Origin of the sequence: Enterobacter sp. DNB-S2, assembly GCF_019443845.1 — a bacterium.
GTDB lineage: Bacteria > Pseudomonadota > Gammaproteobacteria > Enterobacterales > Enterobacteriaceae > Enterobacter > Enterobacter asburiae_B.
The window spans coordinates 4,597,393-4,611,087 of the sequence record NZ_CP050520.1 but is presented as its reverse complement, the minus strand read 5'-3'; the positions used below and the strand labels follow the sequence as shown (position 1 = coordinate 4,611,087).

Annotated in this window: 12 protein-coding genes; 9 read left to right on the top strand and 3 right to left on the bottom strand. The window is 58.9% G+C overall.

Annotated elements, in window-relative coordinates:
• The first annotated feature begins 54 nt into the window (after positions 1-54).
• Complete coding sequence (locus HB664_RS22185) at positions 55-2,190, top strand: ornithine decarboxylase (RefSeq protein WP_219940220.1); 2,136 nt, start codon at positions 55-57, stop codon at positions 2,188-2,190.
• 108 nt (positions 2,191-2,298) lie between these two features.
• On the opposite strand, the gene HB664_RS22180 is transcribed toward HB664_RS22185, so the two are convergent.
• Positions 2,299-2,991, bottom strand: a complete 693-nt coding sequence (locus HB664_RS22180; protein WP_023309148.1) for a response regulator — start codon at positions 2,989-2,991, stop codon at positions 2,299-2,301.
• Entirely contained in the window at positions 2,981-4,606 is a 1,626-nt protein-coding gene (locus HB664_RS22175; protein ID WP_196367035.1) for a sensor histidine kinase, read from the bottom strand. The genes HB664_RS22180 and HB664_RS22175 overlap by 11 nt, the downstream gene beginning before the upstream one ends.
• Positions 4,607-4,951: 345 nt before the next feature.
• On the opposite strand from HB664_RS22175, the gene HB664_RS22170 reads away from it, so the two are divergent.
• From HB664_RS22170 to citG, 8 genes are read left to right on the top strand one after another with little or no spacing between them, the layout of a single operon-like run.
• Positions 4,952-6,313: a 2-hydroxycarboxylate transporter family protein gene (locus HB664_RS22170; RefSeq protein WP_033146621.1), complete on the top strand. Its 1,362-nt coding sequence runs from the start codon at positions 4,952-4,954 to the stop codon at positions 6,311-6,313.
• Between the two features lie 17 nt (positions 6,314-6,330).
• Entirely contained in the window at positions 6,331-7,194 is an 864-nt protein-coding gene (locus tag HB664_RS22165; RefSeq protein ID WP_045134818.1) for a fumarylacetoacetate hydrolase family protein, read from the top strand.
• A gap of 10 nt (positions 7,195-7,204) precedes the next feature.
• Positions 7,205-8,227, top strand: coding sequence for a [citrate (pro-3S)-lyase] ligase (gene citC / locus HB664_RS22160; RefSeq protein WP_143346502.1), 1,023 nt, complete (start codon positions 7,205-7,207; stop codon positions 8,225-8,227).
• A 16-nt stretch (positions 8,228-8,243) separates the two neighbouring features.
• Positions 8,244-8,537 (top strand): citrate lyase acyl carrier protein, encoded by a 294-nt coding sequence (gene citD, locus HB664_RS22155; protein ID WP_008499773.1) that lies wholly within the window; start codon positions 8,244-8,246, stop codon positions 8,535-8,537.
• Positions 8,534-9,409: a citrate (pro-3S)-lyase subunit beta gene (gene citE, locus HB664_RS22150; RefSeq protein WP_032640621.1), complete on the top strand. Its 876-nt coding sequence runs from the start codon at positions 8,534-8,536 to the stop codon at positions 9,407-9,409. Before citD ends, citE begins: the two co-directional genes overlap by 4 nt.
• 10 nt (positions 9,410-9,419) lie before the next feature.
• Positions 9,420-10,937 carry a citrate lyase subunit alpha gene (citF, locus tag HB664_RS22145; RefSeq protein WP_126785797.1) on the top strand — a complete coding sequence of 506 codons (1,518 nt, stop codon included), beginning with the start codon at positions 9,420-9,422 and terminating at the stop codon, positions 10,935-10,937.
• A 2-nt stretch (positions 10,938-10,939) separates the two neighbouring features.
• Positions 10,940-11,479, top strand: coding sequence for a citrate lyase holo-[acyl-carrier protein] synthase (gene citX / locus HB664_RS22140; RefSeq protein WP_087823215.1), 540 nt, complete (start codon positions 10,940-10,942; stop codon positions 11,477-11,479).
• Positions 11,457-12,260 (top strand): triphosphoribosyl-dephospho-CoA synthase CitG, encoded by an 804-nt coding sequence (gene citG, locus HB664_RS22135; protein WP_143346503.1) that lies wholly within the window; start codon positions 11,457-11,459, stop codon positions 12,258-12,260. The genes citX and citG overlap by 23 nt, the downstream gene beginning before the upstream one ends.
• 79 nt (positions 12,261-12,339) lie before the next feature.
• Here the strand turns inward: citG and HB664_RS22130 are convergent, their stop codons facing one another.
• A complete protein-coding gene (locus HB664_RS22130) occupies positions 12,340-13,596 on the bottom strand; it encodes a nucleoside permease (protein WP_029740744.1) in 1,257 nt (418 codons plus the stop codon).
• Positions 13,597-13,695 lie beyond the last annotated feature (99 nt).

The following is a 13,695-nucleotide window of genomic DNA, read 5'->3' as shown; positions in this document are numbered from 1 at the left end:
ATTGCGCGAATTTTCTCCTCCCTGTCTCACCGCCCGGTGAGGGTAACTGCGCCTATGAAAACCATGAAAATTGCCGTCAGCCGCGAGCTGCTCTCCACTGTGTCTACGCACCGCGAAAAGGTGACGCTGGACAGCACTGATTTTACCGATGTGGCGGCCGTCGTCATCACAACAGCTGAAAGTCGCAGCGGCATTCTTGCACTGCTGAAACGCACGGGCTTTCATTTACCGGTGTTTATTTTCTCGCAGGAGCCAACGGACGTACCCGACGGCGCCACCGCGGTCATCTCGGGTAAAGCTCAGGAGTTTCTGGAACTGGAGAGCGCTGCCAGCCGTTACGAAGAGAATCTGCTGCCGCCTTTTTTCGACACCCTGAGCCAGTATGTGGAGATGGGCAACAGCACTTTCGCCTGTCCGGGCCACCAGCACGGGGCATTTTTCAAAAAACACCCGGCAGGGCGACAGTTCTATGATTTCTTCGGTGAGAACTTGTTTAGCGCCGATATGTGCAACGCCGACGTGAAGCTGGGCGATCTGCTGATCCACGAAGGGTCCGCCAAGCACGCGCAAAAGTTCGCGGCGAAAGTGTTCAACGCGGACAAAACCTACTTTGTGTTGAACGGCACGTCAGCGGCCAACAAGGTGGTGACCAACGCGCTGCTGACACGCGGCGACCTGGTGCTGTTCGACCGCAATAACCATAAATCTAACCACCACGGAGCGCTGATCCAGGCGGGCGCCACGCCGGTTTATCTTGAGGCCGCGCGTAACCCGTTTGGCTTTATTGGCGGGATTGACGACCACTGCTTTGACGATGCCTATCTGCGGGATCTTATCCGCGAGGCGGCGCCGGAGAAGGCCGACGAGGCGCGCCCGTTCCGCCTGGCAATCATTCAGCTTGGCACCTACGACGGGACGATCTACAACGCCCGCCAGGTGATCGACAAGATCGGTCATCTCTGCGACTACATCCTCTTTGACTCCGCATGGGTGGGTTACGAGCAGTTTATTCCGATGATGGCGGAAACGTCCCCGCTCTTGCTGGAATTGAACGAGAACGATCCGGGAATTTTCGTGACCCAGTCGGTGCATAAACAGCAGGCCGGGTTCTCGCAAACGTCGCAGATCCATAAAAAGGATAACCACATTCGCGGGCAGGCGCGCTTCTGCCCGCACAAGCGGCTGAACAACGCGTTTATGCTGCATGCCTCCACCAGCCCGTTTTATCCGCTGTTCGCAGCGCTGGATGTGAATGCCAAGATCCACGAAGGTGAAAGCGGACGCAGGCTGTGGGCGGAGTGCGTCGAGCTGGGGATTGAGGCGCGCAAGGCGATCATTGCGAATTGCCATATGATCAAACCGTTTATCCCACCGGTGGTGGCGGGGCGGCCGTGGCAGGATCATCCGACGAACGCCATCGCCAGCGAGCTGCGCTTCTTCAGCTTTGAGCCGGGGGCCAAATGGCACGGCTTTGAGGGCTATGCCCGCGAGCAGTACTTTGTCGACCCGTGCAAGCTCCTGCTGACCACGCCGGGTATCGATGCCGAAACCGGGGAGTACACGGATTTCGGGATCCCGGCGACGATTCTGGCGCACTACCTGCGCGAAAATGGCATCGTGCCGGAGAAATGCGACCTCAATTCGATCCTGTTCCTGCTGACGCCTGCCGAAAGCAGCGAGAAGCTGGCGCAGCTGGTGGCGATGCTGGGCCAGTTCGAACAGCATATTGAAGACGACACGCCGCTGGCGGACGTGCTGCCGACGATCTTCCAGAAATACCCGGTGCGCTACCGGGATTATACCCTTCGCCAGCTGTGCCAGGAGATGCACGATCTCTACGTCAGCTTTGACGTGAAGGATCTGCAGAAGGCGATGTTCCGCAAGGAGAGCCTGCCTGAGGTGGTGATGAACCCGCAGGATGCGAACCGGGCCTATATTCGCGGTGACGTGGAGCTGGTTCGCATACGTGATGCCGCAGGGCGCATTGCTGCCGAAGGGGCGCTGCCCTATCCGCCGGGCGTGCTGTGCGTGGTGCCGGGTGAGGTCTGGGGCGGGGCGGTACAGCGTTACTTCCTCGCGCTGGAGGAGGGCATCAACCTGCTGCCGGGCTTCTCGCCGGAGCTGCAGGGGGTTTACAGCGAGAAGGATGCCGACGGGATTAAGCGGCTGTATGGGTATGTATTAAGGTAGCCCCCCCTCACCCTAACCCTCTCCCCAAAGGGGAGAGGGGATTGTACGGGGCCGTCTTTTCACCCTCGCCCCTTTGGGGAGAGGGCCGGGGTGAGGGGGAACGTTTCATCAAACCGCACTACGCTTGTACATCCTCCTCGGATGCCCAATCTTGCCGTACAGCATCTCCACCGTCAGAAAGCCCGCCTCCACGCAGTGCTCCAGATAGCGCCGGGTGGTGGTTTTGCTTAATCCCGTTTCGCTCACCACCTCATCTACGGTAAAGCAGTGCGTTGCCTTATCGTTGAACAGCGTCTGCACCCGCGCCAGCGTATTTTCCTCAATGCCTTTACTGCCGTTGTCCAGGCGGTAGTTTTTCGCCTGGAGCTGATACAGCGAATCCACGTTCTGCTGGTCGACAATCTTCCACACGCGCTGCTGTTCGGCAAACTGCACGAACCGCTCCAGCGACTGGCTGAGCCGCTTCCAGGAGACGGGTTTGAGGATGTAGTCGAACGCGCCGTTGCGAATCGCCTGGCTGCAGGTGTCCATATCGCTGGCGGCAGTAATAAAAATCACCGAGCAGTTGGCGCGGGCCAGCATGGGGTTATTGATAAGCGAGATACCTTTGCCGTCCGGCAGGTAGTTATCCAGCAGCATCAGCTGCGGCTGTTTGCTTTCAAGCTCTGCCTGGGCCGCAGCCAGCGACGAGGCAATGCCCACCAGCCTCAGACGCGGGTGTTTGCCTATCAGCTCCGCGTGCAGTTGCGCCAGTTCGTTCTCGTCTTCAACAATCAGTACGTCGATAAGTTCATGTTGCATAGTCGGTGTCTTCCAGTTGCCGGGCGGTTCCCGTGGCCGGGATAAACAAGGAGAAAATGGCGCCGCGCGGGGTATTATCGGCAACTTCTATCGCGCCGCCAGCCTGTGTGACGTAGCTTTCGATCAGATACAGGCCAATCCCATGATCGCCGCGCGTTTTGGTGGTGATGCCGCGTTCAAAGATTCGGTCACGGATCGCCGGTGTAATGCCAACGCCCTGGTCGGCCACTTCAATAATCAGCTCCTGTTCGCTGAGTTTGATCAGCACTTCTACCGGCGCGTGGGGAAGCGGCGACCGCTGTGTTGCTTCGATGGCGTTATCCAGCAGGTTGCCAATAATCGAAATCAGCTCTTGCTCACCAAGGGGCAGGAACGGTCTGTCCAGCCGACAGCCCGGGTCGAAACACAGCTCGACGCCTTTCTCCCGCGCGCGGGCGGCTTTCCCCAGCAGCAGGCCGCACAGGGTCGGGGAACTGAAGCGCGAAGAGATAAAGTCCAGCAGCTCCTGGGCATGTTCCGACTGCGCCTGAATGTAGCCAATGGCTTCCTCATAGCGGCCCATATGCAGCAGGCCGGAGAGGGTGGTCATCCTGTTTAACTGCTCGTGGCGCATGATGCGCAGGTTATCGACATAGCGTTTTACCTGGCTGAGCTGGGCGCTCAGCGAGTCGATCTCGTTGCGATCGCGGAAGGTGATCACCCAGCCCTGCAGCGACCCCTCAAGCATGATGTGCACCCGGCTGGCAATCACCGTGAGATCGTTAAAACGACAAATCTCGTCATGGGTATCTTTCGCCAGCATCGTCTGCGTGTCGAAGAACGGGACCGGATCGATCACCTGGCTTATCAGCTGTCCGCGCAGCTCGCGGGCCGGCTGGCTCAGGCCCAGTAGCTTGCGCGCCGCCTGGTTGATGACTTCAATCCGCCGCCGATCGTCAATGGCAATCACCCCTTCATAAATAGATTCCATCATCGCCTTCTGCTGGCGCACCAGCAGGCCGATCTCGCGCGGCTCAAGGGAGAAGATCTGCTTCTTGATGCTGCGGGTAAAGAACCAGGAGAAGATAAAGAGAGCGATCAGCAGCAGCACGGCGGCAATCAGGATATTAACCACTTTGCTGACGGTAATGGTATCAAGGTAGCTGGTCAGATAGCCTACTGAAACAATGCCGACTACCTGTCCGGCGGCGTTGAAGATGGGGGCTTTACTGCGCAGCGAAATGCCCAGCCCGCCTTTGCGAATGGTGGTGGTGCTTTTACCCTGCAATACGGCTTCATTGTCTCCGCCAACCAGGGTTGTGCCCACTCTGTCGGCAAAGACGGAGTGAAAAAGATGCTGCCCCTTATTATCACCAATCACAATAAAGCTGGCGTCACTGTGCGCAGAAATCTTCTGCATAAAATCATGGATGGCGCTGATATTCTTTTGTTCAACTTCATTACGCAATGTCGGAATAAGCGCAATCTCTTCAGCCTGTATTTTGGCACGCGTACTCATTTCCTGATAAAGCTGTTTCCCGACGTCGGCATAATAATATCCGCCCAGCAGCGCGAAAAGCACCGAGAAAAAGGCAACCAGCGAAATAAACAGCTTAATCTGGAAAGAAACTTTCATAACTATCACGCGAGGTAGCAGCAAAGATCGCCAATATATCATCTTTTTTCGCGCTGACGCCCGCTTTGCCGAAAACTTGTGATCCCTTGCACAGCGGGCGCTGTAAAAGAGTTATCCTGAAGGCGAACGTTCTTCGGGCTTCCCGAAAAAATGTTATTTGTTTGTTCAATTCGGAAAAGAAACCATAAAAACCACGGCAATAAATAAGGTGTAAATCACATTAAATAAAAGAAACCATTAAAACCATAGCTGCCATTAAAACTTCGCTTTTAATATGCCATCCCTCACATAAAGTAAGCCTTTGTGACTCTAAGCTGAACGCACAAAATAACCAAGGGGCTTATTATGAGCACAACTGACGATTCTTTCTCTGTTACCCACGACCCGATTGAAATTCAGCGGCCTTCGCTCAAAGAGCGCTGGTGGCATATTATGGATACCTGGAAAGTTGGGATTATTCCTCTGCCGCTGTTCGTTCTGGCGGGCGCACTGATTGCGATTGATTGCCTGGGCGGAAAACTGCCGAGCGATATCGTGGTCATGGTGGCAACGCTGGCCTTCTTCGGCTTTGCCTGCGGCGAGTTTGGCAAACGCCTGCCGATTGTCGGCAAGCTCGGCGCGGCGGCGATTTGCGCCACCTTTATCCCTTCCGCGCTGGTTTACTATGGCCTGCTGCCGGACGTGGTGGTCGAGTCCACCACCAAGTTCTACAAATCCACCAACATTCTCTATCTCTACATCTGCTGCATTATCGTCGGCAGCATCATGAGCATGAACCGCACGGTGCTGATTCAGGGTTTCCTGCGCATCTTCTTCCCGATGCTGTGCGGTGAAGTTGTCGGCATGCTGGTGGGGATGGGCGTTGGCCTGGCGCTGGGTCTTGAGCCGTTCCAGATCTTCTTCTTTATCATTCTGCCGATTATGGCGGGCGGCGTCGGGGAAGGGGCGATCCCGCTTTCCATCGGCTATGCCACCCTGCTGCACATGGACCAGGGCGTGGCGCTCGGCCGCGTGCTGCCAATGGTAATGCTCGGCGGTCTGACGGCAATCATCATCTCCGGCTGCCTGAACCAGCTCGGTAAACGCTTCCCGCACCTGACCGGTGAAGGTCAGCTGATGCCTAACCGCGCGAATGCCGATGCCACCGTCTCTCAGCCTGCGTTTTCCGGCAAAGCGGACGTCACCACTATCGCCTCCGGCGCGCTGCTGGCGGTGCTGCTCTACATGCTGGGCATGCTCGGCCACAAGCTGATTGGCCTGCCCGCACCGGTCGGCATGCTGTTTATGGCGGTCCTGGTGAAACTCTGCAACGGCGCCTCTCCGCGCCTGCTGGAAGGCTCTCAGGTGGTGTACAAATTCTTCCAGACCTCCGTGACCTACCCAATCCTCTTCGCCGTCGGCGTAGCTATCACCCCTTGGCATGAACTGGTGGCGGCGTTCACCGTCAGCAACCTGCTGGTGATTGTCAGCACCGTTTCCGCACTGGTGGCAACCGGCTTCTTCGTCGGCAAAAAGATTGGTATGCACCCGATTGATGTCGCCATCGTCTCCTGCTGCCAGAGCGGCCAGGGCGGTACCGGCGACGTGGCGATCCTGACCGCAGGCAACCGTATGAGCCTGATGCCGTTCGCCCAGATTGCTACCCGTATCGGCGGGGCGATTAACGTCTCTGTCTCACTGCTGATTCTGGGCAACTTCCTCGTTTAAGTTTTCAGGAAAGAACAATGAAACTCGCAAGCTTTTTATACCAGGGAAAACGCAGCTACGGCATCGTCCAGGCCGACGGCGTGATTGATTTAGGCCGCCGTCTCGGCGACCGCTACAGCGACCTTAAAGCGCTGCTGCAGGGCAACGGGCTGGCGCAGGCCACCCGTTACCTGAACGATGCCGTGGACGTGCCGATGAGCGCCATCACCTTCTTACCGGTGATTGAGCAGCCGGAAAAGATCCTCTGCGTGGGCATGAACTATGCCGACAAGCGCAAGGAGTTTGACCAGCATAACCCGGCCCCGACGCTGTTTGTCCGCTTCCCGGATTCACAGACAGGCCACAACGAGCCGGTGCTGAAGCCGCGCCATTCAAGTGAATTCGACTATGAAGGCGAGCTGGCGGTGATCATCGGTAAAGGCGGGGAGAACATCAGCCGCGATGACGCCCTGCGCCACGTGGCTGGCTACAGCTGCTACATGGACGGCTCCGCCCGCGACTGGCAGCACACCTGGTTTACCGCCGGTAAAAACTGGCGTCAGACCGGCGCGTTTGGGCCGTGGATGGCGACGGCGGACGAGATCCCGGACCCGCACCAGCTTGCGATCCGCACCTGGCTGAACGGCCGCATGGTGCAGGAAGACAACACCAGCAGCATGATCCACAAGGTTGCGGAGCTGATCGAGTACATCAGCACCTTCACCCGCCTCAGCCCGGGCGATGTGATCATCACCGGATCCCCGGGCGGAGTGGGTAAAAAGCGCAATCCGCCGCTGTTTATGAAGGAAGGGGATCGCATTGAGGTGGAGATCGAGCATATCGGTCATCTGAGCAACGTGATCGTGGAAGCGCCAGCCGTCGGGCTTGCGGCAGCACATTAAGAAAGACGGCATGAACAGTCAACCCATCGATTTTCGCCACACCGTCGTGGCGAAACACCCGGAACGCTTAAGCCAGATCCGCTACCTGCTGGCAGACAGCGGCCTTGGCCTGGACAACGACATCACGCTGTTTGTCGAAGCCTGGTCCGGCTCGCAGCTGGTGGGTTGCGCAGGGCTTGCTGCCAACGTCATCAAATGCGTGGCGGTCAACGAGCAGCTTCGCGGCGAGAACCTCAGCGCGCGGCTGCTGGCAGAGGTGGAAAATGCGGCGCTGGAGTGCGGCCATTTTCACCTCTTCCTCTGCACCCGTCCGTGCAACCGGGAGCGCTTTGCCCGCAGCGGCTTCTGGCCGATTGCCCAGAGCGGAAACAACGCGGTGCTGATGGAGAACACCCCACAGGGGATCGAACGCTACTGCCGTTCCCTGCGCGCGAAGCGCAAGTGCGGGGAGAACGTTGGCGCGATAGTGATGAACGCCAATCCGTTCACCCTCGGCCACCGCCATCTGGTGGAGCAGGCGGCGCAGCGGTGCGATGCCCTGCACCTGTTCGTGGTGCGTGAAGACGCCTCGTTCTTCCCGTTCAGCGCGCGCCTCGAGATGGTGCGCGCGGGCGTGGCGCATCTGCCGAACGTGTTGGTGCATGAAGGCTCGCAGTACATCATCTCCCGCGCCACCTTCCCTGCCTACTTCCTGAAGGAGACCGGTAAAGTGCAGCAGGCGTGGAGCGAGATCGACGTGCTGATCTTCCGGGACTTCATCGCCCCGGCGCTCGGCATTACGCACCGCTTCATCGGCTCGGAGCCGTTCTGCGATATCACCCGCCAGTACAACCAGACGCTGCACGACCTGCTGGCCTCGCATATCGAGGTGGTGGAAATGCCGCGCATCAAGGCCACCGGCAACGCTATTTCAGCGTCCGAAGTGCGCCGCTTACTGAAGACACAGCAGTTTTCCCGGATCCGGGAGATTGTCCCGGACTCCACCTTCGCGCATCTCGAAACGCATTACCGTGCGAGTGCGGAAGTCGCTTAACTACCAGGAATTTATCATGAAAATTGTAAGGGAGGCGCTGGCCGGAACGCAGGAGTCCAGCGACCTGATGGTGAAAATCGCTCCCGCTCACGGCGAGCTGGAGATAGTCATCCACAGTGAAGTGATTAAGCAGTTTGGCGAGCAGATTCGCCAGGTGGTCAACGACACGTTGCGCGCCATGAACGTGCACCAGGGATTAATCATTATTGAAGACAAAGGGGCGCTGGACTGTGTGATCCGCGCCCGCCTGCAAAGCGCGCTGATGCGTGCCGCCGATGAACAGGCCATCAACTGGGGGGCGCTGAAATGAGCAAACTCCGCCGCAGCATGCTGTTCCTGCCGGGCGCTAACGCCGCCATGCTTTCCACCGCCTTTATCTACCGTCCCGACTCCATCATGTTTGACCTTGAGGACGCCGTCGCCCTGCGCGAGAAGGATACCGCGCGCATGCTGGTGTTCCACGCCCTGCAGCACCCGATGTATCAGGATATCGAAACCGTAGTGCGTATTAACCCGCTCAGCACGCCGTTTGGCCTGCTGGATCTGGAAGCCGCGGTGCGGGCCGGCGTGGACGTGATCCGCCTGCCGAAAACCGACACGCCGGACGATATATACGAGCTGGAAGGCCACCTCGAGCGTATCGAACGCGAGTGCGGCCGCGAGGTTGGCTCCACCCGCGTGATGGCGGCGATTGAATCGGCCATTGGGGTCATCAACGCCGTGGCGATTGCCCGCAGCTCTGTGCGCCTCATCGGGATTGCGCTGGCCGCCTTTGACTACGTGATGGACATGCAGACCGAGCGCGGCGACGGCACCGAGCTGTTCTACGCCCGCTGTGCCGTGCTGCACGCCGCCCGCGCGGCGGGCATCGACGCCTTCGACGTGGTGTGGTCAGACGTTAACGACGAGGCAGGGTTCCTGCGCGAGGTCGATCTGATCCGCAAGATGGGCTTTAACGGCAAATCGCTGATTAACCCGCGCCAGATTGATCTGCTGCACAACGCCTACGCCCCGACTCAGGAAGAGGTGGATCACGCCAAAAGGGTGATTGAGGCGGCAGAAGAGGGTGAGCGTAACGGCCTGGGCGTGGTGTCGCTCAACGGCAAAATGGTGGATGCACCGATTATTAACCACGCGCAGGTGGTGCTGGAGCGCGCGGCGGCCTCCGGCGTGCGTCGGTAAGGATAAAATAATGAATCAGACAGAACTTCTTCACGTGAACTTCCCCCATCTGCGGGACTTAAAACCCTTTGATACCGCCCACAGCGCCACGCCGTGGCTGGCGGACAGCGACGCGAAGCACAGCCGCAAGCTCTGCGCCTCTGTTGAAGAGGCGGTTAAGCGTTGCGGCCTGCAGGACGGGATGACCATCTCCTTCCACCACGCGTTTCGCGAAGGCGACCGGGTGATCAACACCGTCGTGGCGCTGCTGGCGCGAATGGGCTTCAAAAACCTGACGCTGGCCTCCAGCTCGCTGATGACCTGTAACGACGCACTGATCGAGCATATTGAAAGCGGCGTCATCACCCGGATTTACACCTCGGGCATGCGCGGCAGGCTGGCGGATGCCATCTCCCACGGGCTGATGGACGAGCCGGTGCAAATTCATTCCCACGGCGGGCGCGTGAAGCTGCTTCAGGACGGCGAGCTGAATATCGACGTAGCGTTTCTCGGCGTGCCGTGCAGCGATGAGTTTGGCAACGCCAACGGCACGCACGGTAAATCGTGCTGCGGGTCCCTGGGCTACGCGATGGTGGACGCGCACTTTGCCCGTAAGGTAGTGCTGCTGACCGAAGAACTGGTGCCGTTCCCCAATATGCCCGCCAGCCTGGTGCAGGACCAGGTGGATTACATCGTGCAGGTTGAAAGCGTGGGCGACCCGGCGAAAATCAGCGTCGGCGCGGCGCGCGTCACCAGCAACCCGCGCGAGCTGATGATCGCCCGCTATGCGGCGGACGTGATTGAACACTCCGGCTACTTCAAACCGGGCTTCTCGATGCAGACGGGCTCCGGCGCGGCGGCGACCGCCTGCACGCGCTTTATGGAAGAGAAGATGGAGCGCAGCGGCGTGAAGGCGCGCTTTGCGCTCGGCGGCATCACCGGCAGCCTGGTGGATTTACACGAGAAGGGACTCATCGAAAAGCTGCTCGATACCCAGTGCTTTGACGGCCAGGCGGCGGCCTCGCTGGCGCGCAACCCGAACCACGTGGAGATCTCCACCAACGTTTACGCCAACCCCGGCAGCAAGGCTGCAAGCTGCGACCAGCTCGACGTGGTGATCCTCAGCGCTCTCGAGATCGACGTCGATTTTAACGTCAACGTTATCACCGGCTCCGACGGCGTGATGCGCGGCGCGTCCGGCGGACACTGCGACGTGGCCGCCGCGGCAAACCTGACCATCGTCGTCGCGCCGCTGCTGCGTAGCCGTATTCCGACGGTAGTGAAGCGCGTCACCACGCGCCTCACGCCGGGTGAGAGCATCGACGTGCTGGTCACCGACCACGGCATTGCGGTCAACCCGGCGCGCCCGGAGATCCGCGAGCGCCTGCTGGAAGCCGGGCTCAAAGTTGTGGATATCAGCGCGCTTTACGAGCGGGCGATTTCCCTGACGGGCGTACCGAAACCGATTGAATTTACCGACAAAATCGTCGGGGTGATCCGCTACCGCGACGGCAGCGTGATCGACACCGTGCGACAGGTAAAGGAGTAGTTATGACAATAGCGACACCCGTGCGGGCGGGTGTCAGCCTGGACGAACTGCTGGCGGCGAAAGAGCGCCGCGCAGCGCGCCAGGCTGACATGCTTGAGCACTATCAACAACCGGTGATTTCCCTCACGCTGGTCACGCCAGGGGAAATCAAAGACAGCCTGCGCTATCGCAATACCATGGGCGTGGCGCTGCAAATGTGCGACCAGCTGCTGTGGGAAAACCGCTGGCAGGTGCTGGACCGTCAGGTGCTGTGGCTCCCGACCGGGCCAGAAGCCCTGTGGTGCGTGGCCCATCCCGCGGTGGAAATCAAAGCGCACTGTGCGGAGCTGGAGCAGACGCACCCGCTCGGCAGGCTGTGGGATCTGGACGTGATCTGCCCTCAGCACGGCCACGTCGGGCGTCAGTCGCTGGGGGCGAATCTCAGACGCTGCCTGATCTGCGACGAACCCGCTCATGCCTGTTCCCGTTCGCGCAATCACCCCCTTGAGCAGGTGGTTTCCCGCGTGGAGAAGACGATCGATGACTGGTTTGCTCGCGACTAAACCGCGCCCGGTTGACGTGCCCGCGCTTGCGGAGGCGGCGCTATGGCAGGAGCTGGAGCTGACGCCCAAGCCGGGGCTGGTGGACAAGCTCAATAACGGTTCCCATCGCGATATGGACCACGCGCTGTTCGTCCGCAGCATTGCGGCGATTACCCCGTGGTTTTCGCGCTTTGCCGAACTCGGTAACGCGCATGCAGATAAACCCGCTGACGCACAGCTTCGCATTATCCGCCCGATGGGGATGGCCTGCGAGCAGGCGATGTACGCCGCGACGAACGGAGTGAACACCCACAAGGGCGGGATTTTTGCCCTGGGTTTACTGTGCTTCGCTGCCGGACGTGTGAAAAATATCTCCGCAGACAGCCTCTGTTGTGAGGTGAGTAACATCTGCAGCGGGCTGGTGTCGCGGGAACTGGCCGCGCGCAGCGGACAGGCGACGGCGGGCGAGCGGCAGTTTCAGCTGTACGGCTTAACCGGCGCGCGCGGAGAGGCGGAAAGCGGCTTTGCGACGGCGCGTAGGGTGCTGGCGCAGTGGAGCGGACAGCCGCTTCACGGCATGCTGTTGCGCCTGATGGCGGTCAATCAGGACAGTAATCTCGTCTCGCGCGGCGGCATTGAAGGGCTGCGCTACGTTCAGGGCTACGCGCGGGAATTACTGGCCAACGGCTGGGATCGCGAGGCGCTGCTTAAGATGGATAAGGCATTGATTGAACGGAACCTGAGCCCGGGCGGCAGCGCGGATTTACTGTCAGTGGGGTGGGTGCTCTCTGCAATAAAATAGCCGGGTGGCGGCTTCGCCTTACCCGGCCTACGGTCTGGTTTTGTAGGCCCGGTAAGCGCAGCGCCACCGGGCACAACAATCAATGCGCTATCGGCTGCGCACCGTGCGGCTCGCGCACGTGCTTGTACTTGAACAGCGCGATGAACGCGAAGAACAGCACCAGCGAGTACGCCGCGAAGATCAGCCACACAGGCTGCCAGTTGGTGATGCCGTTGGTGGTGTACATCTCAACGACTTTACCGCTTACCACGCCGCCCAGAATACAGCCGAAGCCGTTGGTCATCATCAGGAACATACCCTGCGCGCTGGCGCGGATTTCAGGCTTCACCTCTTTTTCCACAAACACCGAACCAGAGATGTTGAAGAAGTCGAAGGCGCAGCCGTAAACAATCATCGACAGCACCAGCAGCACGGTACCAAACGCGCTCGGGTCACCGTAGGCGAACAGGCCGAAGCGCAACATCCATGCCGCGATACTGATCAGCATGACGTTTTTGATGCCGTAGCGGCTCAGGAAGAACGGGATGGTCAGGATGAACAGCGTCTCAGAGATCTGAGAGATGGACATCATCACCGACGCATGTTCAACGATAAAGCTGCCGGAGAACAGCGGGTTGTTATCGAAGCTGTGCAGGAAGGTGTTGCCGAACATGTTGGTGATCTGCAGCTCTGCGCCCAGCAGCATGGAGAAGATAAAGAAGATCGCCATGCGTTTGTTTTTAAACAGCGCGAACGCGTCCAGGCCGAGCATGGTGCTCCAGCTCTGGTTTTTCTGCTGGTTAGAAACCGGAATGGTTGGCAGCGTTAGGGTGAAGATCGCCAGCACCACGGAAAGCGCCGCACCGATATAGAGCTGCATATGGCTCAGTTCGAAGCCTGCGAAGCTCACGCCCCACATCGCCATGATAAAGCCGATGGTACCCCAGATACGGATTGGCGGGAAATCGGTCACGATATCCAAATCCGCGGATTTCAGGCGGTAGTAGGAGATGGTGTTGATCAGGCCAAGCGTTGGCATATAGGCCAGCGAGTTAAGCAGGATCACCATGAACATCGCCCCCGGCGTGGTCACCTGGGCTGCCATAAACAGCGTCCCCGCGCCCACCAGATGGCAAAGCATGTACAGCCATTTCGCACTCAACCATTTATCCGCCACGATGCCCAGCAGCGTTGGCATGAAGACAGCCGCAATACCGAGCGAGCTGTATACGGCACCGATTGACGCACCGTCGAACTTGAGCGTCACAAACATATAGGAGCCGAGTGTGGTCAGCCAGCTACCCCACAGGCAGAACTGCAGAAACGACAATATTTTAAGCTGCAGCTTAAGGTTCATGTTACTTTCCTCACAAGTGAGCGGGAGATATGTTGTTTTGGGAACATTCAGGGTTGTTATTTGATGCAATTCTATCAGTTGGCAACAATATGTTTTGTT